This is a genomic window from Streptomyces spiramenti (assembly GCF_012034385.1).
GTDB lineage: Bacteria > Actinomycetota > Actinomycetes > Streptomycetales > Streptomycetaceae > Streptomyces > Streptomyces spiramenti.
Window position 1 is genome coordinate 1 of the sequence record NZ_JAAVJB010000013.1, and the last position, 22,732, is coordinate 22,732.

Consider the following 22,732-nt stretch of genomic DNA (forward strand, 5'->3'; position numbering starts at 1 on the left):
GCCCCGCCCACCGGCCGAACGGCGGTGGGCGGGGCGACGGTCGGGTGACCGGCGGGGTGACCGGCGGCCCCCGTCACTTGCGGTTGTACAGCCGCATCGTCAGCGTGCCGAAGACGGCCATGATCAGCCCGCCCGCGACGAGCGTCCAGGTGATCTCACCGGTGTTGACGTGGCCGGCCATCAGGTCGCGGACAGCCGCCACCAGATGCGCGATGGGGTTGACCTCGACGAACCCCTGGAGCCAGCCGGGCATCGTCTCCGGCTCGACCAGGATGTTGCTGAGGAAGGTCATCGGGAAGAGCACCATCATGGAGACGCCCATGACGGACTTCTCCGAGCGCAGCAGCAGCCCGAACATGGTCCAGATCCACGAGAACGCGAAGCAGAAGACGACCAGCAGGCCGACTCCCGCCAGGACGCCCACGACTCCGCCGTCGGGCCGGAACCCGAGGATGAGACCGACCGTGAGGATCACCGCGGAAGCGACGGTGTAGCGGAAGGCGTCCCCGAGCAGGTAGCCCACCATCGGTGACGGCCGCCAGACCGCCAGCGTGCGGAAGCGGTCGAAGACGCCCTTCTCGATGTCGTTGTTGACCGAGACACCGGTGTACATCGTCGTCATGACGACGCTCATGACCATGATCCCCGGCAGCAGGTACTGCAGGTACTCGGTGGTCGAGCCCGCCAGCGCACCTCCGAAGAGGAAGGTGAACATCAGGGTCATGATGATCGGGAAGACCGTGACGTCGGCGAGCTGCTCCGGCACGTGCTTGATCTTCAGCATGGCGCGCCAACCGAAGGTGGCGGAGGCGGAGACCGGCCCGGGACGCGGTGGCCGCTCCCGGTTGACGAGCAGTTCCGTCAGCGTGTCGGCGACGGGGCGGTCCGCGACCCCCGTGCCCGCCGAGCCCGTGCCCGCCGGGCCCGCGCCACCGGCCGGGTCGGTGCCACCGGCCGATGCCGCCCCGCCGCCCCCGGTCTCGTTGCTGACGCCGGTGCTGGTGCTGGTCATGCCGAGGTCCTTTCGGTGGTGCGGTCGCCGTGGGCGGTCCCGCCGTCGGTCGTGGAGGCGGCCCCCGGGCCGGCGGCAGCGGTCCCGTCCTGGGCCGGTGCCGCGTCCGCCGCGGCGCGGTCGCGGGGCTCCGCCGGGTGTCCGGTGATGGCCAGGAAGACCTCGTCGAGGCTGGGGCGGCCCAGCGAGAAGTCGTCCACGACGATTCCGGCCCGCGCCAGCTCGCCGAGCGCCGAGGCGGCCCGTTCCGCGGCGACCCGGTCGTCGCCGGTGGTGGAGAGCCGCGCCGTCAGTGCCACGGGGTCCGCTTCGAGCTGGACCTCGGTGGCGAGCGCGGTCGCCAGGACCTGCCGTGCCGCCTCCCGGCGGCCGGGGTCGCGCAGCCGCACGTGGACGGCGCCGGCGCCGACGGACGACTTCAGCTCGCCGGGCGTGCCCTCCGCGATGACCCGGCCCTGGTCGATGACGGCGATCCGGCCCGCGAGCTGGTCCGCCTCCTCCAGGTACTGGGTGGTGAGCAGCACGGTGGTCCCCGTGGCGACGATCGTCCGGATGATCTCCCACACCTGGCTGCGGCTGCGCGGGTCGAGCCCCGTGGTGGGTTCGTCGAGGAAGAGCAGGTCGGGGATGTTCAGCAGGCTGGCGGCGATGTCCACGCGGCGTCGCATGCCACCCGAGTACTTCTTGACCTGGCGGCCGGCCGCGGCCTCCAGACCGAACGCGGCCAGCAACTCGTCGCCGCGTTCCCGGGCGGCCCGCCTGTCGTAGCCGAGCAGCCGGCCGAGGAGCGTCAGGTTCTCGCTGCCCGTGAGGTCCTCGTCGAGGGAGGCGTACTGCCCCGTCATGCTGACCCGGCGGCGGACCTTCTCCGGCTCGCGCCGCACGTCGTGGCCGAAGACGCGGGCGGTGCCGCCGTCCGGTCGCAACAGCGTCGCGAGCATCTTCACCGTGGTGGTCTTGCCGGCACCGTTCGGGCCGAGCACACCGTAGACGGCCCCGGCCGGCACCGACAGGTCGACGCCGTCCACGGCGCGGTTGTCGCCGAAGGTCTTCACCAGCCCGCTGGTCTCGATCACTGGTGAGTGGTGGTCGGTCATCTCTTTCCTTCGTCCGTGGTGGTTGGGGTGGGTCGCCGGGGACGTGCGGGTCAGCCGGGATACGGGCGCGCCGCTCGGCCCTCGCGGAGGGTGAGCCCCCACCAGCCGAGGTGGTCCAGTACCTGGTGGGCGACGCATCGCCGCTCCTCGGCGCCGGTCGCGCCACCGAGGTCGTCGGGGGTCCCGTCGAGGAGGTCGAGGTGGAGGCCGTCGCGCAGGGTGACGGCGCGAAGCTCGGTGAAGACCGAGCGCAGCTGTTCGACCGCGTAGCGGCCGGCCCATCGGTAGCCGTAGGAGACGAAGGCGACGGGCTTCGCCTGCCACTCGTCGAAACCGTAGTCGATGGCCTGCTTCAGCGGCGCCGGGAAGCTGCGGTTGTACTCGGGCGTGACGACGACGAAGCTCTCGGCCCTTCGCAGCCGTCGGGCGAACTCGGTGACCGTGGCGTCCGGAGTGTCGGCCCGGCGTCTTGGGAACTCCCACTCGGCCAGATCGAGAAGATCGATCTCGTGGTCGTCGCGGTCCGTGGCGAGCGCGGTGAACCAGCTCCCGATCGCCTCACCGGCGCGGGTCTCGCGGGTACTGCCGACGATGACGGCGGTACGCAGCGGTGCCGCGGTGGGGTCCTCGCTCATCCCTGGTGCCTCCTCGGTCTCACCTGTGGGGCGCGAGATCGCTCCTCGCTGTCGCGAGATCGTTTCTGGCGGACCGCGTCCGACGGGCTCGCGAGACCCGCCGGACGCGGTCCGACACCGGTCGGCCGCCGCGCGGAAAAGGTGTTGCCCGCTCCGGGCGGCGTCCGTAGGGTCCGGGCCATGTGCTGCACCATGGCCGCCGTGACGCGCCCCCGCCGCTCCTAGCGGCGGGCCCTCACCTCCCGAGCCGCGCCCCCGCCCCCGTCGGCCGCACTCCGCTGCCGCCACCGGGGTTCCGGGCGCCGTCCTCGCACCCGTGACGAACGCACCGCCGCTCCCCGCGCGACCAGCGCCGGGCGGCCGTTCGTGCTGCCCGGCTTCCCACTGCCCCGGAGTCCGGCACCGTGCCCTTCCAGCATTCCCACAGCGACCCCCGAGACCACAGCGATCCCCGAGACCACAGCGATCCCCGAGACCACAGCGATCCCCGCGACCCCCGCGACGGCCGTCGAGCCCGCACCGACGGACCCGACCGCACCGACGGACCCGAGCGCGCCGTGCCCCGCGAGCGCCGGGGCGGTCGGCATGCCCTCGCCGACGGGCGCCACGAGTTCGGCCAGAACTTCCTGGTCGACCGCGGCGTGGTGGAGAAGGTCGTGCGACTCGTCGCAGCCACCTCCGGCCCCGTCGTGGAGATCGGTCCGGGCGACGGCGCGTTGACGCTGCCGATGCGGCGGCTGGGCCGCTCCCTCACCGCCGTGGAGCTGGACGGGGTGCGGGCGCGGGAGCTCCGCCGCCGGGCCGGTCCGGGCGTGACAGTGGTGGAGGGGGACTTCCTTCGCCACCGACTGCCGTCCTCCCCCTTCGTCCTGGTCGGCAACGTGCCGTTCGACCGGACGACCGCGCTGCTGCGGCGGGTGCTGCACGCGGACCACTGGACAGACGCGGTACTGCTCGTGCAGTGGGAGGTGGCTCGGCGGCGCGCCGGGGTCGGCGGGGCCACCATGATGACAGCGCAGTGGTGGCCCTGGTACGACTTCGCGCTGGTGGCGCGGGTCCCGGCGGGGGCTTTCCACCCTCGGCCGGGTGTCGACGGCGGCCTCCTGCTGGTGGAGCGGCGGCGGGAGCCGCTGGTGCCGGCGTCGGAGCGCGTCCGCTACCAGGGGCTGGTGCACGCCGTGTTCACCGGGCGCGGGAGGGGGGTGCGACAGATCGTGCGTGGTGCGTGCCCGTCGCTGTCTTCCGCCGGTGCGGCGGCCTGGGCGCGGCGGCACCGGCTCGGCGACCGCGACCTGCCCCGGACGCTTTCCGCCCCGGCCTGGGCCGACCTGCACCGGATCACCTCGCCCGGTTCGGGAGCCGCGCCGCCCCGCGCGGTCGGCGGGCGGGCGGCGGGTACCTCCGCGCAGGTCCGGCGTGCGGCACGCGGTGGCGGCGCTCGTGGTGGTGACCGAGGGGACCGGCGGCGCTGACGGCACGGCCCGCAGCGCTGCCGCCCGAGCGGGCGACGGGGCAGCCTCCGTCGCCATGCCGCGACCTGCGGAGGCCGCTCCCCGCGCCGGTCAGCCGTCCGTGTGTCCCGCGTCGGGGCCGTCGGCGGGCGCCGGGCCGACGTCCTCGCGGCGCGCCCGGGACCCGCGGGCGGTGGCAGGCCGGAGCACGCGGATCTTCGACTGCCCGTGGGGGAGCTCCTCCCAGTCGGACATGAAGGCGGCCTCCAGCCCGTGGGAGGCCGCGAGCGCCGTGAGGGTCTCGGTGCGGTAGTAGAAGTCCTCCCGCAGCACCTGGTGCTCGCGGCCCTCGGTCCGGTCGAAGGTGAAGTCGAACCAGCCGCCGGGGCGCAGCACGCGACCGACGTGCGCGAGGCATTCGTCGATCACCTCGGGCGGCGAGTGCGAGAAGACGCTGTGGGCGTGCACGACGTGGAAGTGCTCGTCGGGGAGGAAGTCGAGGGTGAGGTCGTCGGTCATGGTGAGGTGGGGCAGTTTCGACTGGAGGCCGCGCTCGACCAGCGTCCGCTTGGCGTGGACCAGGATGTCGGGGGAGATGTCGATGCCGTAGTAGTGCCCGCTGTCGAGGTGGTCGATGAAACGCCACCCGGCGCGGAGGTTGCCGCAGCCGATCTCCAGCATGTGGTGGTCCGGCCGCAGGCCGTGGCGCAGCAGGTAGTCGAACTGCATTGCGCCCAGCGCCAGCCAGCGTTCGTTGTTCCTGCTGCCGACGGCCGCGCGGGGGTCGCGCGCGGCGTCGGAGGCCATGACGGCGCGGTAGTAGGCGACGTGGTCGCGGTGGCGCGCGCGGAGCCAGAGGTCACGTGCGGTGCGGCGGACGTGCGGCGCGATGCGCCCGGGGTGGCGCGCCGCGTAGCGCAGCCGGTGCCCGAGCTCGGCGCGGTTGCGCGTGCGGTCGGCGTGAGGCGACATCGGCGTCTCCCTCCGGGATAGGCCGAAAGTACCGCCGCGGGCACCCCTCCTCAACCGGTGTGTGCCGTTCGGGGCTGCCGCCCGGTGGCCCTTGCCCGTCGCACGGTGGCCGCCGGCCGGTGGTCAGCCGTGGCCGTGGCCGGGGGTGTCGCGGTCCTCGTCCCGGTCGGTGTCGCCGCTCCCGCCGCCGCCCGGGGTCGTCTCGTTCACGGGAGGCGGTGCCGCGGGTTCGGTGAGCGTGCCGACGGTGAAGGCGGTGCCGAAGACGAGTGCCAGCGCGGCGGCGAAGGCGCCCATCCGCAGCGCGGCGCTGTCGCCGCCGTCGCCGGAGAACCTCTCGCGGAGTCCTCGCTGGGTTCGGCCGGTCGTCACAGGGACCTCCTCGGTCGTGCGGTCGGTGGCGGGTCGTCGCCCGGCGCCTCCCGGTCGGCCGGTCGGCCGGTTCCTGATCGCCGAGCCACCGTCGCCGCCGAGCATACCCCCGTAGGGTATCTGTTGAACCCGTGCGACGGAAGCCGCGCCGCTTGCGTCACGTACCCAGTGGGGGTATACCGGGAGAGAGATACCCCCGCCGGGTATCGCGGAGTCGCGCAGGAGGAGACGGGACCATGACGACGGGCACCGGGACGGCCACCGAGGTGGAGCTGTCCATCGGCGGTATGACGTGCGCCGCCTGCGCCGTCCGTATCGAGAAGAAGCTCAATCGGATGGACGGGGTGACCGCGACCGTCAACTACGCCACCGAGAAGGCCCGTGCGACCGTCGCCGACGGCACCGCCGTCGAGGAGCTCGTCGCCACGGTCGAGGGGGCCGGTTACACCGCTGTCCCGCCCCCGCCGCCCCGCGCGGCGGCGGGGGACGACGCGGCGGAGCACGGCGCCTACGGGGGGCACAGCGCCGAGCCCCCCGGCCGCGACTCGCTCGCGCTGCTCCGCCATCGGATGCTCGTCACGTGGGCGCTGGCGCTTCCCGTGATCGTCCTGGCCATGGTGCCCGCCTGGCAGTTCGAGTACTGGCAGTGGCTGTCGCTGACCCTCGCCGCACCGGCGGTGGTGTGGGGCGGCTGGCAGTTCCACCGGGCCGCGTGGACCAACGCCCGGCACGGTGCCGCCACGATGGACACCCTGATCTCCGTAGGCACCACCGCCGCGACCCTGTGGTCGGTCTGGGCGCTGTTCCTGGGGACCGCGGGTCGACCGGGGATGACCCACGGCTTCGAGCTCACCATCGCGCGAACGGACGCCGGCGGCAACATCTACCTGGAGGTCGCCGCCGGTGTCATCGCGTTCATCCTGACCGGCCGGTACGTGGAGGCCCGTACCAAGCGAAAGGCGGGTGCGGCACTGCGCGCGCTGCTGGAACTCGGCGCGCGTGACGCGGTGGTGCTGCGCGACGGTCGCGAGGTGCGGGTGCCGGTCGAACAGCTGAAGGTCGGCGACCACTTCGTCGTCCGCCCGGGCGAGACCGTCGCCACCGACGGACGGGTGCTGCGCGGGGAGTCCGCGGTCGACGCCTCGATGCTGACGGGGGAGTCCGTCCCCGTCGAGGTCGCGCCCGACGACAGCGTCACCGGCGCCACCGTCAACACCTCCGGACGGCTGGTGGTCGAGGCCACCCGCGTCGGCTCCGACACCCAACTGGCGCGCATGGCGAAGCTGGTGGAGGACGCGCAGTCGGGCAAGGCCGCCGTGCAGCGGCTCGCGGACCGGGTCTCGGCCGTGTTCGTGCCGTCCGTGATCGGCGTCGCCGTCGCGGCCTTCGGTTTCTGGCTGGGCAACGGGTCGGGCCTCGGGGCCGCGTTCACCGCGGCCGTCGCCGTACTGATCATCGCCTGCCCCTGCGCCCTCGGGCTCGCCACGCCGACCGCGCTGATGGTCGGCACCGGCCGCGGCGCCCAACTGGGCATCCTGATCAAGGGTCCGGAGGTCCTGGAGAACACCCGGCGGGTCGACACCGTCGTGCTGGACAAGACCGGCACCGTCACCACCGGCCGCATGACGCTGGTCGCCGTCCGCACCGCCGCCGGTGGCGAGGACGAGGAACGGGAAGCACTGCGGCTGGCCGGTGCGCTGGAGCACGCCTCGGAGCATCCGATCGCCCGCGCCGTCGCCGCCGGTGCCGAGGAACGCGTGGGGCCGTTGCCCGAGGTGGCGTCGTTCACCAACCTCGCCGGCCTCGGCGTGCGGGGCGTGGTCGAGGGCCGCACCGTGTCGGTGGGCCGGGCGCGGCTCTTCGCCGAGTCCGGTATCGATGTGCCCGCCGAACTGGCGGAGTTGGTGGAGGGCGCCCAGCGTCGGGGCGCGACGGCGGTGCTGGTCGGCTGGGAGGGCCGGGCGCGCGCCGTGCTGGAGATCGCGGACGCGGTCAAGGAGACGAGCGCGGAGGCGATCCGGCGGCTGCGTGCCCTCGGGCTGACACCGGTGCTGCTGACGGGCGACAACTGGGCCGTCGCCGAGGCGGTCGCCGCGGAGGTCGGCATCGACGAGGTCGTCGCGGAGGTCATGCCGGAGGACAAGGTCGCGGTGATCCGGGAGCTCCAGGCGGAGGGACGGACCGTCGCCATGGTCGGTGACGGCGTCAACGACGCGGCGGCGCTCGCCACGGCGGACCTGGGCCTGGCGATGGGCACGGGCACGGACGCCGCCATGGAGGCGGGCGACCTCACGCTGGTGCGGGGCGACCTGCGGGCGGCGGCCGACGCCATCCGCCTGTCGCGGCGGACCCTCTTCACCATCAAGACCAACCTGGTCTGGGCGTTCGGCTACAACACCGCGGCGATCCCGGTGGCGGCAGCCGGTCTCCTGAACCCCATGCTGGCGGGCGCGGCCATGGCGTTCTCCTCGGTGTCGGTCGTGCTCAACAGCCTCCGACTGCGGACGTTCCGCGCGGCGGGGGAGGGGACCACCCAGGACCGGCGAGCCGCCGGGCCCTCCCCGACGACTCGACCCGCCGATCCGGGAGGCTCGGTCACCGGCCCCGACTCCGCCACCGACGACGAGGCGTGGGACCTCACCCGCGAGGACAGCGGCACGCCCCGACGCTGAGACCGCACCCTCCGAGCCGCCCCCCGAGCCGCCCCCCTCCGAGCCGACGTACCGCCGCCGCTGCCGCGGAGGACGCACGGCGACGCCCGAGGTCGGACCGGGAGGGGTCGCCGCGCCGGGGCCTCACCCGCGCGGGGGTCACCCGCGCCGGGGCGGCGGCTCGGCTCAGCGCTCGCCGTCCCCGCCCGCGGGGGCGGCGCCGTCCGTCCGCCCGCCGTCGGCGAGCAGCGCGCGGATCTCGTCGGGACCGCTCTCCACCAGCGTCTCGTCGAGCAGCACCCAGCGGGTCACCCCCACCGACTCCAGGAACGCCAGGTCGTGGCCGGCGATCAGCAGCGCGCCCCGGTAGGAGGCGAGGGCTTCGGTCAGCCGCCGGACGCTCGCCAGGTCGAGGTTGTTGGTCGGCTCGTCCAGCATCAGCAGCTGCGGCGCGGGGGAGGCCAGCAGCATGGCGGCGAGCGCCGCGCGGAATCGCTCCCCGCCGGAGAGGGTCCCGGCGGGCTGTTCCGCGCGGGCCCCGCGGAACAGGAACCGGGCGAGTTGCCGCCGGATCTCGTTGTCCGGCACGCCCGGAGCGACGTTCGCGACGTTGGCCGCGATGCTCAGCCCGTCGTCCAGGACGTCGAGCCGCTGCGGCAGGAAACGCAGCGGGACGTGCGCACGGGCCTGTCCCGCTTCCGGGGCGAGGGTCCCGGCGACGGCCCGGAGCAGCGACGTCTTGCCGGCGCCGTTCCGTCCGACCAGCGCGACCCGTTCGGGGCCGTGCACGGCCAGGTCGCCGTGGCGCAGCCGGCCGTGGGGCAGCCGCAGCCCCTCGACGGTCAGCACGGTCCGGCCGGCGGGGACCTCGGTCGCCGGGAGGTCGACCCGGATCGCGGCGTCGGCGCGTACCGCGTCGGCGGCCTCGTCCCGGCGCTCGCGCGCCTCGTCGAGTCGGTCCTCGTGGAGCCCGCGCAGCTTGCCCGCCGACTCCTGCGCGGCGCGCTTGCGGTTGCCCGCCACGATGCGCGGCGCCCGGCGCTCCGCCTGCATGCGGCGGCTGTGCCGTTCCCGGCGGGCGATCTTGATACGGGACTCCTCCAACTCCTTCTTCTGCCGCCGCACGTCGGCGTCGGCCACCCGCAGCAGTCGCTCCGCGGTCTCCTGCTGGGCGGCGACGGCCTCCTGGTACGCGGACCAGCCGCCGCCGTACCAGGCGACCTCGCCCGACCGCAGCTCCGCGATGCGGTCCACGCGTTCCAGGAGCTCCCGGTCGTGGCTCACGACGACGAGGATGCCGCTGCGCCAGGTGTCGACGGCGTCGTGGAGCCGGCGTCGGGCGAACAGGTCGAGGTTGTTGGTCGGTTCGTCGAGCAGCAGCACGTCCGGCCTGCCCAGCAGCAGTGCGGCGAGACGCAGCAGCACGGTCTCGCCGCCCGACATCTCCCCGACCATCCGGTCGAGCCCGAGATGGTCCAGGCCGAGCGAGCCGAGCGTCGCCAGGGCGCGCTCCTCGACGTCCCAGTCCTCGCCGACCGTCTCGAAGTGCGCGGGGTCCACGTCCCCGGACTCGATGGCGCGGACGGCCGCGCGCTGCTCGGCGATACCGAGCGCCTGCTCGACGCGGAGCCCGGTGTCGAGGGTGATGTTCTGCGGCAGCAACGCCAGGCTGCCGGTCACGCCGACCGATCCGCTCTCGGGCCGCAGCTGCCCGGCGAGCAGCTTCAGCAGGGTCGACTTGCCGCTGCCGTTGGCGCCGACGAGGCCGGTGCGCCCGCGCGGCACCGTCATCGACAGGTCGTCCAGGACGGGAGTGCCGTCGGCGAACCGGAAGGTCAGGGCGGAGCAGGTCAGGGCGGAGCCCGCGGGGGTGGTGCGGGGTGTGTGGGTCATGGGTCACTCGCAGTCGTGAGCGCTGGTCGGGGGGCTCGTCTGCGAGCACCGTGCGGTGACGACCGGGCCGACTCGGGGGCGAGCGGCTGATCAGGTGCGGGGGAGTCGTCCTGTCTCGCGGGCGGCCCTGGGGCTGCCGGGAGCGGGGCGCCGGGGGCTGCCGGGACGTCTCGGCCGGGTACCGGCGAGAGTCCGTCGGAGGCCTGTCGGCGGAAGGGACGGCGGATGCACCGAGGTCGCGTCCACGCGGGACGTCACGGGCGGGCGGCCACCGGGGAAGGGGCCTGCGAGCGCGTGACGCCGTACGGCCGTGCCGTACCGCGCGATGTTCGCGTACCTCAGATGCGCAACGTCCACCTCTATCGGAGACAACAGGACGTTTTCGACTGTACCGCGCCCCGCCGGGCCTGCCCACCGGTTTCCGACGCGTCGCACGCGCGGGCACGATGCGTTGTCCCCAGGCTGTGGACAACGTTGCGACTCACCGGACCGCCCGAGGAGTCGGCAGCGCGAGTGCCGGGAGCCGCCGCCTGCCGGGCGCGCGACGGGAACCTGCCGGCACCGCGTCAGCCGTTCGCACAACGGGAGCGGCGGCGGAAGGACACGGAGAAGACCCCGGCCGCCACCCCGGTGCGGGGTGGCGGCCGGGGCCGTCGTCTCGGGTGACGCGCCTACTGCGCGGCGTCGCCGTCCTTGGCCTCGGCAGCCGCCTTCAGCGCCTGCTGGGCGGAGGGCCGCAGCGACAGGTGCAGCTCCTTGAGCCGCGACTCGTCGACCGTGGACGGCGCGCCCATCAGCAGGTCCTGCGCGTTGCCGTTGAGCGGGAAGGCGATGGTCTCGCGGATGTTGGGCTCGTCCGCCAGCAGCATCACGATGCGGTCCACACCGGGAGCGATGCCGCCGTGCGGCGGCGCGCCGAAGGTGAAGGCCCGCAGCATGCCGCCGAACTCACGCTCGACGTCCTCGTTGGAGTAGCCCGCGATCTCGAACGCGCGGTACATGATCTCGGGCTCGTGGTTCCGGATCGCGCCGGAGGACAGCTCGGTGCCGTTGCAGACGATGTCGTACTGCCACGCCAGGATGTCCAGCGGGTCCTTGCTGTTGAGGGCCTCCAGCCCGCCCTGCGGCATGGAGAACGGGTTGTGCGAGAACTCGATCTGCCCGGTGTCCTCGTTCTTCTCGAACATCGGGAAGTCCACGATCCAGCAGAACCGGTAGACGTTCTCCTCGAAGTGACCCGTCCGGCGCGCGGCCTCGACGCGGACCGCGCCCATGATCTTGGAGACCTCGTCGTACTCGCCGGCGCCGAAGAAGATCGCCGTGCCGGCCTTGGCGCCGAGGCGCTCCACGAGCGCGGTGGTGTTCTCCTCGGTGAGGAACTTGGCGATGGGGCCGGTCAGGGCGTTGCCCTCGCCGACGCGGACCCAGGCCAGGCCCTTCGCGCCCTGCTCGACGGCGAACTCGCCCATCTGGTCGAAGAACTTGCGCGGCTGGTCGCCGGTGTCCGGCACCGCGAGGGCGCGGACGTGCTTGCCGGCGAACGCCTTGAACTCCGAGCCGGCGAACACGTCGGTGACGTCGACGAGTTCGAGCTGGGCGCGCAGGTCCGGCTTGTCCGAGCCGTACTTCTCCATGGCCTCCCGGAACGGGATGCGCGGGAACGGCGAGGTGACGTGCTTGCCGTTGCCGAACTCCTCGAACAGCTCCGTCATCACCTTCTCGATGACGACGAAGACGTCCTCCTGCTCGACGAAGCTCATCTCGACGTCGAGCTGGTAGAACTCGCCGGGGGAGCGGTCGGCGCGGGCGTCCTCGTCGCGGAAGCACGGCGCGATCTGGAAGTAGCGGTCGAAGCCCGCGATCATCAGCAGCTGCTTGAACTGCTGCGGCGCCTGCGGCAGTGCGTAGAACTTGCCGGCGTGCAGCCGCGAGGGCACCAGGAAGTCGCGGGCGCCCTCGGGGGAGGTCGCCGACAGGATCGGCGTCGCCATCTCGTTGAAGCCCTGCGCGGTCATCTTCTGCCGGATCGCGGAGATCACGGCCGAGCGCAGCAGGATGTTGCGGTGCATCCGCTCACGGCGCAGGTCGAGGAAGCGGTACTCCAGGCGCCGCTCCTCGTTGACGCCGTCCTCGGCGTTGATGGTGAACGGGATCTGCTCGGCGCCGCCGAGGACCTCCAGGCCCGAGACCTCCACCTCGACCTCGCCGGTCGGCAGCTCCGGGTTGACGTTGTCGGCGCCGCGGGCCACGACCGAGCCGTCGACGCGGATCACCGTCTCCTTCGACAGGGACGACAGCCGCTCGTTCGCGTCGGTACCGGGGCGGACCACCAGCTGCGTGATGCCGTAGTGGTCCCGGACATCGATGAAGAGGATGCCGCCCAGGTTCCGGCGATTGTGCAGCCAGCCCGACAGCCGGACATCACTGCCGATGTCCGCGGAGCGCAGTTCGCCGCAGGTGTGGGACCGGTACCGGTGCATCGCTCAATCCAAGTCGTCCGAGAGCCAGGGTCAACGGTTCACCGCCGGCATGCCGACGGGCCGCCGACGGCGGAGCGACAGCGGCCACGACAGCGACAGCCGGGGGCACCTCAGACTACCGCCCCGGCCTAGCCCTCTCGCCGTTCGGGCGTACTTACGCATAAAGTGAGACAAATGCGCACCGAGGATGTGCTGGCCGCGGCAGGGACCGGACTCTGGCGCTGGGACCACGCGACTGGTCTGGTCACGCTCGACGCCACCGCCGCCGGACTCTTCGGCCTGCCCGAGCGGTACACCACCATCGGCGAGGCCACCGTCCGCGCCCGGGTCCATGTCGAGGACTACATCGAGCTGTACCGCGTGGCCACCCTCAGCGCCGCCGAGGAACGCATCGGCGAGAGCCGGCTCCGCGTCATCGCGCCCGACGGGACGGATGCGTGCACTCTCCGCGCGCGGGTCCGCGCCCACGGCGACGGCGACGACTTCGCGATGAGCGGCACCCTGATGGAGGTGCCGCCCAGCACCGCCGTCGCCGCCCCCCTCGGCCGGGACTGGCGGCTCTCCCGGGAGGCGTTCCTCCTGGACGCGGGCCGTGCCCTCGCCGAGGCCCGCACCACCGGCGAGGTGCTGCGCGTCGCCGCGGGACTGGCCCTTCCCGGCTTCTCACCCGACGGACTGATCGTCTTCGGCGTCGAGGCGGGGGAGCTCACCGTCGTCGGCCACCACGGCTACTCGATCTCCGCCACCCCGCAGCGCCGCCAGGCGGCCCGCGGCTTCGCCCCCACCCTGGACTCGCCGTACCCCGCCGCGGAGGCCATCCGCACCGGCCGCGCCGTGTACGTCCCGGGCCCGGCCGAGTACCAGCGCCGGTTCCCCGAGGCGTGGCCCTACGTGAAGGAGTTCGGCCGCTGCGCCTGGGCCTACCTGCCGCTGATCGTCGGCGGCCGGACGATCGGCGCCTGGATGGCGTCCTTCCCCGAGCCGGTCTCCTTCAGCCCCGACGAGCGGTCCGTGCTCACCACCGTCGCCCGCATGCTGGCGCAGGCGCTCGCCCGGACCCACGTCTTCGAGACCGAGCGCGAACTCTCCGCCGACCTGCAGCACACGATGGCGCCTGCCGCCAACCCCGACATCCCCGGCGCGCAGCTCATCGCCCGCTACGTCCCCACCGGCGGCGGCCTCCAGATCGGCGGCGACTGGTACGACGTGATCCCGCTGCCCTCCGACCGGGTCGCCCTGGTCATCGGCGATGTCCAGGGACACGACGTCCGCGCCGCCGCGATCATGGCGCAGCTCCGCATCGCGCTCCGCGCCTACGCAGCCGAGGGCCACCGCCCCGACACCGTCCTCTCCCGCGCCTCACGGTTCCTCTCCGGAATGCCGCTCTCCGGCGACGCCCGGTTCGCCACCTGCCTCTACCTGGAGGCCGACCCCCGCACCGGCACCCTGGACGTCGCCCGCGCCGGCCACCCCGACCCCGCGGTACGGCTCGGCGACGGCACCCCCGTGCAGCGACCGACGGTCGGTGGGCCGCCGCTGGGCATCGTCCCCGACTGGTCCTACCCGACCACCCGCATCACCCTCCAGCGCGACGAGACGCTGCTGATGTTCACCGACGGACTCCTGGAGACCGGCGGCCACACCCTGGACACCGGCTGGGCGCGCCTTGCCGGCATCCTGCGGGGCGAGCCCGCCGACGACCTGGAGAAGTTGGCCGACCGTCTCATCGAGGGTGTGCACGGGCCGCCCAGCCACAGCCACACCGGCCCCCTCACCGACCGGCGCGAGGACGACATCGCGCTCCTGCTGTTCAGCCTCCAGCGCCCCGAGGCCCCGGAACGGCGGCTGGTCGTCACCGTCGACCAGGCCGCACCCGGCAGCATCGCCGAGGCTCGCCACCAGTTCGCCGAACTGCTCCACGACTGGGCGGACGCGGACCAGACCGACGGCGCCGTGCTGATGCTCTCCGAGATGCTCACCAACGTGCTGGTGCACACCGACACCGACGCCCGGCTCACCGTCGAGATCACCGGTCCGAGCGGCGGGCGGCGGCTCCGCGTCGAGGTCGCCGACGGCAGCGACGACCTGCCGCGCCGCCGCGAACCCGGCGAGATGGCCTCCTCCGGCCGCGGGCTGCTGCTGATGGAGAACCTCGCCGACGCCTGGGGCGTCGACCCGCGCGGCGACGGCAAGGCGACCTGGTTCGAACTCCAGGAGCGGCTCTCGCAGCCCGGCTGAGCCACCCGGGACCGCGCGGGGGCGAGCCGACCGACGGACGCCCGGCGTGCGGGGTGCGGGGTGCGCGCGCCGGTCGCGGGCTTCGGGCGCAGGTCCTGATCGCGGGCCGGGCCGCTCCAGCGGTAGGGCGCACCGCGTCCGGCGCCCGGTTGTCCGAGGCGTCTCGTAGGTTCCGCGACATGGCACGTTTCGAGGAGATCAGCGCGACGTTCTGGGACGCGCCCGACACCTGCGTCGATCCCGATGCGGATGCCCTGCCGGAGGCGGACGCCGGAGACGACGCTCACCACCCGCCGCTGACGGACGACGCCGTCGCCGAGGCGGAACACACCCTCGGCGTGGCACTGCCCCCGGAACTGCTCACCCTGCTCCGGCTGCGCAACGGCGGCACGGTCCCCACGCGCCGGGACGCCTTCCCGACCGACGTGCCCAACGCCTGGGCCGACCACGTGCCGTTCGACGAACTCCTCGGCATCGGCAACTCGGAGGACGGCCCCGCCGCTGACCGCGACCACGCCGCCACCGACGTCCTCCAGCCGCACCCGGTGTACCGGTCCCACGGGTGGGTGGCGATCGTCAATCCCACCGAACGGAGCCTCCCGGAGCTGCTGCGCCTGCTGCGCTCGGCCCACGAGGACGCCCGCCGCCGCGCGGAACGCCGCGACACCACCGGCTGACCCTCCGCCGGCCGCCCGTCAGCCTGACGTCCGGCGAGGCGAGCAATGCGACCCCATGGAAGGCCGTACGCCGGGGGAACTCGCGTGCCGTCAGCGAGGCCAGTAGGCCGGTGCGGTGGCGGGGTCGACCTGCTCGAACCGGTGCTTGGCCGCTGGGTCGAGCCCCCCTTGATGTGGAACAGCCGCTGCCCTGGTGCGAGATGTAGCTCCTCGACGATCAGGGGCATTGCCGCCACCACCGCGCCCATGGAAAGGCCGAGGTCGGCCCGGCTGCGCTGCGTCTGACTGAACCTGACGTGGTGCATGCCGGACTTCTTGATGGCGTCGGTCTCATCCGGATCGTCGAGCTGGCGGGAGTCCTTGGTGAGGAACACCGGGTAGACCCGGTGAGCCGCGTCGGGCAGCAGCGACAAGTCCTTCTTCCCCGCTCACCGGATCTGCCCCACGTGGTCGACCTGGTGGTCCGGGAGGAGGCGCCGCAGCATCTCCACCAACTGCACCGGCACGTTCTCGTCGATCAGAATCCGCATCAGGCAGAACGCGCACCGCTGGTACAGCTGTCCACGGACAGCGCGAAGGAGGCCGCCTCGCGCGCGGCATCGGCCGACACCCCCGGGTAGTACGCCGCGATGTCCTCCGGTCGCACGCCGTCCTCGACCAGCTCCGCGACGACGTCGAACGGCACCCGGGTACCGGTGATGACGGGCGCTCCGCCCTGGGTTCGGGGATCGACGGAGACGTGCGGTTTCGGCTGCAGCAGGTGAGGGACCACGACGCCGGGGCGGGGGGCGAACTCCAGCAGGATGTCGGCCAGGGTCGCGATCACACGCTGGCCCGGCCGGGCGACCAGGTCTGTCCCGTGGTCGTCGTCCCCGACGAGCACGATCGAACCGTGATCGGCGACGAGCGAGTAGCCGGAGAGGTGCTCCACCTCGCCGATCTTCTTCAGGTTGGCCAGCGCTTTGCGGATCTTCTGCAGCGATACGTCCTGCCGCAGGTGCGCGAACGTGCGGAGGGCCAGCACGTCGCGAAAGGAGTAGAGGGCAGGGCGGGAGGACAGCTCGGGGCGCAGAACGGGGCCCTGGCCGCGGTCCTGCCGCCAGGTCCGCAGCTGACCCGTGGTGGCTCCGGACAGGGCAGCAGCCATACGTGTCGGGTAGGCCATGAGTCTCACCCCCGGGACGGATCGCAGTTCGTACCGGCACCATGGCAGCTCGCCGCGGGCACAGCCACACCCCGTCAACAGTGGTCGGTCGCACGTTGGCGCTCTTGACCCGAAGAGGTGACACCGGATGACGGGCGACGGTGACCCCGGTCCAAGAGGCCGTCGAGTTTCGGCCCTGGTCTCACCCCCGGGACGGGCGGGGGCCGCCGCGCACGTCGCGCGGTGAAAACCGGGTGCGTACATCGGCCGGATCGGTGTCTCATCGGGCCCATGACGATCGAGCTCCGAACCCCGGGCCCCGACATGATGGACGCCGTGCTGGACGCGCTCCGGGTGTGGCAGGGCGACGGCGCGGCCGTCCAACTCCACCCCGGGGACGTCGGCTGGTTCCACCGGTTCGGCCCGGCGGCCACGACGGCGGCGCTCCGCGTCTGGACCAGGCACGGGGAACCGGTCGCGGTCGGCCTGCTCGACGGCCCCGGGCTGCTGCGGCTGAACGTCGCACCGGAGGCGTACGGGGACGGCGAGTTGGCCGATCGGCTCGTCAGAGATCTGGCCGATCCCGCGCACGGCATCCTCGGCGCGGGTCGGGCGTTCGTCGAGGCGCCCATGGCGACCTCCGTGCACCGGCTGCTCGCCGAGCGCGGCTGGGCGGCCGACGAGCGCTGGACCCCGCTGCGCCGCGACCTCACCGACCCCGTCCCCGACCCCGGCCTGCGCGTCGAGGTGGCCGGCCCCGACCGGGTCGCGGACCGAGTGGCCGTGCAGCGCGCGGCGTTCACCGGCTCCACGTTCACGCGGGAGCGCTGGGACTGCATGGCTGCGGGAGCGCCCTACGCCGACGCGCGGTGCCTGGTGGCGTACGACGACCGGGGGTCGCCCGTCGCGACCGCGACGGTGTGGTCCGCCGGGCCGGGCCGTCCCGGCCTGCTCGAACCGCTGGGCGTCCACGCGGAGCACCGCGGACGCGGCCACGGCCGGGTGATGGCCGTCGCCGCCGCGTCGGCCCTCCGAGGGCTGGGGGCGTCGTGCGCGCTGGTCACCACCCCGAGCGCCAACGGTCCCGCCGTCGCGACCTACCGCGCTGCGGGCTTCCGCGCGCTCCCCGAAACTCACGACAGCCGCCGCCCGTCCTGACCCGGCCTGTCCGGGCTGGGTCAGGACCGGCGGCCCCGCCCACGGGGCCCGGCGCCCCGGCTCCGGACGCCGCCGCCCGGAACGGCGAGGCGGACCGGCGCGACGCACGCCGCCCCGGTCGGCCTCGCCGGCGGACGAGGATGCTCGATGCGCCAACCGGCGTGAGAAAACGGCCGATGGCGGGCGATCCCGCCGGAGACGGGAGCGAACCGCCCGCGTCCGGCTGAGGACCGGCAGGCGGTTGCAGCACCGACTGCGGGAGGTGCCGTAGCGACGTCGTCGGTGCCCCGGGCGGTGTGCGGTGGACGGTGGGGTTCTCGGACGCGCACAGGCGCGGGACTCGGCCCAGAACCGCGTGCCCGTGTGGAGCAGGTCTGTGACGCCGCCTGCTCGGGGGAGCCCGGACCCTGCACCGTGGAGTCGTCCATCCTGCCCCTCCGTCTGCCCTGGATGTCCTGTCGTGTGACAGTCATATGGATGGAGGCTGTGCGGGAAGACTGACCCCGGGGTGAGGAGCGGTCCGTGCGGGCACGGAGTCGTGCAGGCGTGCAGAGCACCGGCGCGCGAGCTGCGGTCACGCGCCCCGCTCCAGCGGGGGCCACCCGGCCGACGGCAGACATCCTGACCCTTCAACGCCTTGCCGGAAACGCCGCTGTCTCCCGCGCCCTCGCACGCGGCAGCACGGTGCAACGTGCGCCTGCCGCAGCGGCGACCGCGACACCGCCCGGTCTGCCGGCCGGCCTCGACGCCCAGCTGGGTCGAGAAATCCCGGACTACTGGAACCAGCTGGACTGGAGCGACTCCGGAAAAGGCTACTTCGTGGCCGATCTGCCGCCCGGGCATCCCGTGTTCACCGCCATCCAGGAGTACGCCCGGCTCTCCCAGGAGCTGGCGCCCGTCACCGCCCCGAAGGGCGAAGCGACCCGAATGGCTCAGTCGCGGGATCGACTCGCCGACCCGAACCTCACTCCGGAGCAGCGGTCCGCTCACACCCGGCGGCTTCAGGAAGGCGAGTCCGGCGGCCCGCCGCCTCCCCGCAGTGGTCTCATGGCGATCGAAAGTATCGAGGTCTGCGCCAATCCCCAGCTTTGGGAGAAGTACGTGGCCAACCGTCAGCTCTACCACCAGTCGCTGCAGGCGGGCAGGGACGGGAGCGAGCGGATTCCGTGGTCCACCGGGAGCCGCCCCGACCTCGGGGGCGCGGCGGCGACATCTTCACGGTCGTCGTTCCCGCGGCCGGATCGTCCGGGTCCACAGGCCCCGCAGACCGCCGGTGAGGCCTTCTTCTGGCACGGCACCAGCGGACACGTCATGGACCTGATGAACGAGAGCGGTCCGGCGCCCTCGTTGGGCCGCAACAAGGGCACCGCCGACAAGCCGCAGTACGGCGTGTTGGGCCAGGGCACGTACGTGGCCGACAACAGCTCCAAGGCGCAGACGTACTTCGCGTGTCCGCAGTGCGAGGACCCCGAGTGCCGGAATCCCGGGCACCCTCCCCGGGAGATGATGCTGATGCGCGGGCTCATCGGTTCGCCCGACTTCGCGCACCTCTGGCAGGACAGACGCGCGCAGGACCACACCACCCTCAAGGAAGGCTCGACCTCGGTCGTGAGCCCGGGCCTCAAGAAGAAGCCGCGGCGGACAGGCAAGACCGGGACGAACGAGTTCCTCATCAAGGACAAGGCGCTGCTCTACCCCGAGGTTCGTGTTCGCTATCGGCCGCAGCCCTAGTGTCCTGAGTTGTTAGTTCGTGTGCAGTATGCGGCGAGAGTCTCGAGGATCTGGTCGGCGGTCTTGGTCCACACGAACGGCTTGGGGTCCTTGTTCCACTCGTTGATCCAGCCGCGGATGTCCCGTTCCAGCTCGACGACGCTGCGGTGGGTTGAGCGGCGGAGTTTGCGGCAGGTCAGCTCGGCGAACCAGCGCTCGACGAGGTTGAGCCAGGACGCGGAGGTGGGGGTGAAGTGCAGGTGGAAGCGGGGATGGCGGACCAGCCACTTCTTCACCGCCTCGGTCTTGTGTGTCGCATAGTTGTCCAGGACCAGGTGCAGGTCCAGATCCTTGGGTACGGCGGAGTCGATGGTTCTCAGGAAGCGGAGGAACTCCTGGTGCCGGTGGCGGCGGTAGTGCTGGGCTATGACCGAGCCGGAAACCATGTCCAGGGCGGCGAACAGGCTTGTGGTGCCGTGCCGGACGTAGTCGTGCGTCATCCGCGCCGGCACGGTCGGCGCCAGCGGCAGTACGGGCTGAGTACGGTCCAAGGCCTGGATCTGCGACTTCTCGTCCACCGCCAGGACCAAGGCGTTCTCCGGCGGGGACAGGTAGATGCCGACCACGTCACGGACCTTGGTGACAAACTCGGGGTCGGTGGAGAGCTTCCATGTCTGCACGATGTGCGGCTTGAGGCCGAACGCCCGCCAGATCCGGGAGACGGCCGACTGCGACATGCCCGTCGCCGCAGCCATCGACCGCGACGACCAGTGCGAATCCCCCGACGGCGGCTTCTCGTCCAAGGTCCTGGCGACCAGGGACTCGACCTGCTCGTCCGTGATCTGGCGCGGGGCACCGGAGCGCGGAGCGTCGACCAGCCCCTCAAGGCGGTCGGCGGCGTACCTGGACCGCCACTTGCGCACCGTCTCCCGCGAGATGCCGAGCTCCTGCGCGACCTGCGCGTTCGGGCGACCCCCGGCACATGCCAGCACGATCCGCGCGCGCAGCACCAGAGCCTGGCCCGCGGATCGCTTCCGCAACCAGTCGCGCAGTACGCGGCGTTCACGCTCGGACAACTCCAACGGCAACGGCTTCGGACCCGGCATCCCCCAACCCTACAACCGCCAAAGAACTAACAACTCAGGGCACTAGGTGCCGGCATTGGGAGTTCCCTGATGCCATTCCCGGTCGAGAATTGCGTGAACGACAGAGTCGCGCCACGAACCGTTTTTCAGTACGTGCTCGCGAATGACGCCTTCCTGCGTCATGTTCACGGCCTCCATGGTGCGTTTCGAGGCTGCGTTCAGTGGCGATCGAGCTCCCCAGACCCGGTGTAGGTTCAGTTCGTCGAAGCCAAGGCCCAGGAGAAGAGTCAGCGACTCGACCCCCAGCCCTTGCCCCCACAAGCTGCGGTGGATCGCGAACCCCACCGTAGCCGCACGCATCTGGTGAGGGTCGCGCGCCAGCCGACCGAAGCCAACGAGTTCGTCGCTGCTCGCCAGGGTGAATGCGACGCAGTGCTCGGTGCGTGGGCTTTCGACCGCGGACGCCATCGACCGGTCGATGATCGAGGCCACCTGTTCTGGTGTGCGCGGCTCGAAGGAGAGGTGCTGCGTCGTCGCCGCGTCTCCGTAGATGGCGTGGAGGGCTTCGATGTCGTCGCGGCGGACCTCTCGGAGACGCAGCCGGTTCGGGGGCTTGTTGACCATCCCCGGAACCTAACGGCCCGGCAGCGCCATGCGCGCGGCAGGGTAAGCCTCGATCTCCTCGGCGAGGGAGGTCGCGAGAGGCACAGCCGCATGGGGGCCGCTCTGCAAGGCGGAGGCGACGCGCCCCGTTGAGAGGACGATGCCGCGGGTGCGCAGCCCAGGTGAGAGGTCGAGCACGGGACGCACCGCATCGGCGACACCGTCCAGCTCGCCTTCGCTCAGCCGGCTCGCCGCGAGGGCGCACTGCGCTCCGGCAAGGTCGCTGAACGACCACTCCGGTGAGGTGCGGTCGCTGAGTGCCTTGACGGCGCCTTCCGTGAGGCTGGTGACCTCAGGTCCACCGTGGCCGAGCAGCACACGGGTCTCCGCCGTGTAGTACGCCTGCCGTGCTTCGGGGAAAGCCAGCAGACCGCCGAGGCGGTCGAGTTCGTCCGGGCGTACGGCGCCACGAAGCCGCTGCCCCTGCTGGATGGCGCTCATGGCGGCTTCTTCACGGCCCAGGGCTGCTGCTGCCCGGCCTTCGAGGCTCCTGAGCCAGACGGCGGACGTGCCCGTTGCCTGAGGGTTCGCAGCTGTGCCGCGCTGGGCGTAGTGCATTGCCTCACTCGGGCGCCCAGCCCAGAATGCGATCAGGGAGCGCAGGCCGTACGAGAGGGCCACAAGGCCGGGGTACTCTGCCTGTTCGGCACACACGCCGGCGGCACGCGCCTGAGTCAGCGCGAGGTAGGGGTCGCCCATGTCGTGAGATGCCTTCGAAGCGTGGAACGACACGATGGTGGCGAGCACATGCAGGTCCCTGAGCTGCGACGGCTTGGCTCGTCCGCTCTCAATGAGACGGAACACCTGGTCCTGCGTCTCGAAGAGGTCGTCCCAGATCTGCGGGAGGGCCACTCGCGGGTACTGCTCGATGAGAGCCTGAACGCGATCGGTGACAAAGCCGATCCTCTCGTCGCCTACGATCCCGCGCTCGGTTCCCATCGCGAATTCCTCCGCGCGTCGTGCTGCCATCTGCGCTCTCCTTCGCATTTCACTGGCGCTGGTCGCATACCCGTCGGGTGCCGCGACATCCGCGCTCTGAGGTCCCTCGCAGTTATTCTCTGTCGCCCAGAGTGAATCCACACTCGCGCCGGTCAGTTGGTGCAGAACTCTGCGTGCGTCACGCTGCGGCTTCACTTCACCGCGGCGCCATCGGTTGAACGTGTTTTCCGAGATGACCAGACGCGCGACAGCTGGATCTCTGTCCTGTTCGGCGACTCTCTGCGCGGCGCGCCGAAATTCGTTCATGAAGACCTGGTACTCGCTGAGGCGATGCCCCTGAATGTAGCTTTCGAACACTGTCGCCATGCGTCCTCCGCCTAGCAAGAGATGCCGCTGGTCTCACCATGCCCCACAGCGACTGCTGTTCACACCCGATAACACGCCTGTGGTGACTATGGCTCAAGTCTGGCAAGACATGCAGCGTTCTGGTGAGGGTTGGGCGAACTCTGGGGCTAGCCGGAGAAGTCAGCGTCGGCCAGGCTCGACACAGACATA

At 72.2% G+C, this 22,732-nt stretch carries 17 protein-coding genes; 6 read left to right on the plus strand and 11 right to left on the minus strand.

The genetic code is table 11. From position 1 onward, the window contains the following. Nucleotides 1-73 precede the first annotated feature (73 nt). The 3 genes from HCJ92_RS03250 to HCJ92_RS03260 are packed head-to-tail and all read right to left on the minus strand — an operon-like array spanning nucleotide 74 to nucleotide 2,744. The gene (locus HCJ92_RS03250; RefSeq protein ID WP_167931852.1) at nucleotides 74-1,012 is read right to left on the minus strand and encodes an ABC transporter permease; all 939 of its coding nucleotides are present in this window, start codon (nucleotides 1,010-1,012) and stop codon (nucleotides 74-76) included. Then, entirely contained in the window at nucleotides 1,009-2,109 is a 1,101-nt protein-coding gene (locus HCJ92_RS03255) for an ATP-binding cassette domain-containing protein (RefSeq protein ID WP_167931853.1), read from the minus strand. Before HCJ92_RS03255 ends, HCJ92_RS03250 begins: the two co-directional genes overlap by 4 nt. Nucleotides 2,110-2,159: 50 nt before the next feature. After that, the gene (locus HCJ92_RS03260) at nucleotides 2,160-2,744 is read right to left on the minus strand and encodes an NADPH-dependent FMN reductase (RefSeq protein ID WP_167931854.1); all 585 of its coding nucleotides are present in this window, start codon (nucleotides 2,742-2,744) and stop codon (nucleotides 2,160-2,162) included. 557 nt (nucleotides 2,745-3,301) lie between these two features. Between HCJ92_RS03260 and erm the strand changes: the two genes are divergently transcribed. After that, a complete protein-coding gene (gene erm / locus HCJ92_RS03265; protein WP_420824666.1) occupies nucleotides 3,302-4,216 on the plus strand; it encodes a 23S ribosomal RNA methyltransferase Erm in 915 nt (304 codons plus the stop codon). 90 nt (nucleotides 4,217-4,306) lie between these two features. On the opposite strand, the gene HCJ92_RS03270 is transcribed toward erm, so the two are convergent. After that, nucleotides 4,307-5,167, minus strand: coding sequence for a class I SAM-dependent methyltransferase (locus HCJ92_RS03270; RefSeq protein WP_167931856.1), 861 nt, complete (start codon nucleotides 5,165-5,167; stop codon nucleotides 4,307-4,309). Between the two features lie 123 nt (nucleotides 5,168-5,290). Further along, complete coding sequence (locus HCJ92_RS03275) at nucleotides 5,291-5,539, minus strand: hypothetical protein (RefSeq protein ID WP_167931857.1); 249 nt, start codon at nucleotides 5,537-5,539, stop codon at nucleotides 5,291-5,293. A 236-nt stretch (nucleotides 5,540-5,775) separates the two neighbouring features. Between HCJ92_RS03275 and HCJ92_RS03280 the strand changes: the two genes are divergently transcribed. Beyond that, complete coding sequence (locus tag HCJ92_RS03280) at nucleotides 5,776-8,211, plus strand: heavy metal translocating P-type ATPase (protein WP_167931858.1); 2,436 nt, start codon at nucleotides 5,776-5,778, stop codon at nucleotides 8,209-8,211. 165 nt (nucleotides 8,212-8,376) lie between these two features. On the opposite strand, the gene HCJ92_RS03285 is transcribed toward HCJ92_RS03280, so the two are convergent. Both HCJ92_RS03285 and aspS read right to left on the minus strand, forming a co-directional pair. Continuing rightward, nucleotides 8,377-10,083, minus strand: a complete 1,707-nt coding sequence (locus HCJ92_RS03285; protein ID WP_167931859.1) for an ABC-F family ATP-binding cassette domain-containing protein — start codon at nucleotides 10,081-10,083, stop codon at nucleotides 8,377-8,379. 671 nt (nucleotides 10,084-10,754) lie between these two features. Beyond that, nucleotides 10,755-12,563 (minus strand): aspartate--tRNA ligase, encoded by a 1,809-nt coding sequence (gene aspS / locus HCJ92_RS03290; protein ID WP_167931860.1) that lies wholly within the window; start codon nucleotides 12,561-12,563, stop codon nucleotides 10,755-10,757. A gap of 174 nt (nucleotides 12,564-12,737) precedes the next feature. Between aspS and HCJ92_RS03295 the strand changes: the two genes are divergently transcribed. Together HCJ92_RS03295 and HCJ92_RS03300 are read left to right on the plus strand one after the other, a co-directional pair. Continuing rightward, nucleotides 12,738-14,801, plus strand: coding sequence for a SpoIIE family protein phosphatase (locus HCJ92_RS03295; protein WP_167931861.1), 2,064 nt, complete (start codon nucleotides 12,738-12,740; stop codon nucleotides 14,799-14,801). Between the two features lie 179 nt (nucleotides 14,802-14,980). Continuing rightward, nucleotides 14,981-15,478, plus strand: coding sequence for a DUF6194 family protein (locus tag HCJ92_RS03300; RefSeq protein ID WP_167931862.1), 498 nt, complete (start codon nucleotides 14,981-14,983; stop codon nucleotides 15,476-15,478). Nucleotides 15,479-16,007: 529 nt separating this feature from the next. Here HCJ92_RS03300 and HCJ92_RS03305 read toward each other — a convergent pair. After that, on the minus strand, nucleotides 16,008-16,625 hold the full coding sequence (locus tag HCJ92_RS03305) for a DUF433 domain-containing protein (RefSeq protein ID WP_167931863.1): 618 nt from the start codon (nucleotides 16,623-16,625) through the stop codon (nucleotides 16,008-16,010). A 288-nt stretch (nucleotides 16,626-16,913) separates the two neighbouring features. Between HCJ92_RS03305 and HCJ92_RS03310 the strand changes: the two genes are divergently transcribed. Both HCJ92_RS03310 and HCJ92_RS03315 read left to right on the plus strand, forming a co-directional pair. Then, the gene (locus HCJ92_RS03310) at nucleotides 16,914-17,780 is read left to right on the plus strand and encodes a GNAT family N-acetyltransferase (RefSeq protein WP_167931864.1); all 867 of its coding nucleotides are present in this window, start codon (nucleotides 16,914-16,916) and stop codon (nucleotides 17,778-17,780) included. A 546-nt stretch (nucleotides 17,781-18,326) separates the two neighbouring features. Then, complete coding sequence (locus tag HCJ92_RS03315; RefSeq protein ID WP_245240542.1) at nucleotides 18,327-19,511, plus strand: PARP domain-containing protein; 1,185 nt, start codon at nucleotides 18,327-18,329, stop codon at nucleotides 19,509-19,511. Here HCJ92_RS03315 and HCJ92_RS03320 read toward each other — a convergent pair. From HCJ92_RS03320 to HCJ92_RS03330, 3 genes are read right to left on the minus strand one after another with little or no spacing between them, the layout of a single operon-like run. Continuing rightward, entirely contained in the window at nucleotides 19,508-20,596 is a 1,089-nt protein-coding gene (locus tag HCJ92_RS03320; RefSeq protein ID WP_167931865.1) for an IS630 family transposase, read from the minus strand. The genes HCJ92_RS03315 and HCJ92_RS03320 overlap by 4 nt on opposite strands. A gap of 42 nt (nucleotides 20,597-20,638) precedes the next feature. Next, the gene (locus HCJ92_RS03325; protein WP_167931866.1) at nucleotides 20,639-21,199 is read right to left on the minus strand and encodes a GNAT family N-acetyltransferase; all 561 of its coding nucleotides are present in this window, start codon (nucleotides 21,197-21,199) and stop codon (nucleotides 20,639-20,641) included. 9 nt (nucleotides 21,200-21,208) lie between these two features. Then, nucleotides 21,209-22,543, minus strand: coding sequence for a hypothetical protein (locus HCJ92_RS03330; protein WP_167931867.1), 1,335 nt, complete (start codon nucleotides 22,541-22,543; stop codon nucleotides 21,209-21,211). Nucleotides 22,544-22,732 lie beyond the last annotated feature (189 nt).

Excerpts from the sequence above, each read along its gene's own strand:
- HCJ92_RS03295 (WP_167931861.1), top strand. The coding sequence starts at position 12,738 with ATGCGCACCGAGGATGTGCTGGCCGCGGCAGGGACCGGACTCTGGCGC.
- aspS (WP_167931860.1), bottom strand. The coding sequence starts at position 12,563 with ATGCACCGGTACCGGTCCCACACCTGCGGCGAACTGCGCTCCGCGGAC.
- HCJ92_RS03300 (WP_167931862.1), top strand. The coding sequence starts at position 14,981 with ATGGCACGTTTCGAGGAGATCAGCGCGACGTTCTGGGACGCGCCCGAC.
- HCJ92_RS03285 (WP_167931859.1), bottom strand. The coding sequence starts at position 10,083 with ATGACCCACACACCCCGCACCACCCCCGCGGGCTCCGCCCTGACCTGC.
- HCJ92_RS03320 (WP_167931865.1), bottom strand. The coding sequence starts at position 20,596 with ATGCCGGGTCCGAAGCCGTTGCCGTTGGAGTTGTCCGAGCGTGAACGC.
- HCJ92_RS03250 (WP_167931852.1), bottom strand. The coding sequence starts at position 1,012 with ATGACCAGCACCAGCACCGGCGTCAGCAACGAGACCGGGGGCGGCGGG.
- HCJ92_RS03330 (WP_167931867.1), bottom strand. The coding sequence starts at position 22,543 with ATGGCGACAGTGTTCGAAAGCTACATTCAGGGGCATCGCCTCAGCGAG.
- HCJ92_RS03270 (WP_167931856.1), bottom strand. The coding sequence starts at position 5,167 with ATGTCGCCTCACGCCGACCGCACGCGCAACCGCGCCGAGCTCGGGCAC.
- HCJ92_RS03305 (WP_167931863.1), bottom strand. The coding sequence starts at position 16,625 with ATGGCTGCTGCCCTGTCCGGAGCCACCACGGGTCAGCTGCGGACCTGG.
- HCJ92_RS03255 (WP_167931853.1), bottom strand. The coding sequence starts at position 2,109 with ATGACCGACCACCACTCACCAGTGATCGAGACCAGCGGGCTGGTGAAG.
- HCJ92_RS03310 (WP_167931864.1), top strand. The coding sequence starts at position 16,914 with ATGACGATCGAGCTCCGAACCCCGGGCCCCGACATGATGGACGCCGTG.
- HCJ92_RS03325 (WP_167931866.1), bottom strand. The coding sequence starts at position 21,199 with ATGGTCAACAAGCCCCCGAACCGGCTGCGTCTCCGAGAGGTCCGCCGC.
- HCJ92_RS03280 (WP_167931858.1), top strand. The coding sequence starts at position 5,776 with ATGACGACGGGCACCGGGACGGCCACCGAGGTGGAGCTGTCCATCGGC.
- HCJ92_RS03260 (WP_167931854.1), bottom strand. The coding sequence starts at position 2,744 with ATGAGCGAGGACCCCACCGCGGCACCGCTGCGTACCGCCGTCATCGTC.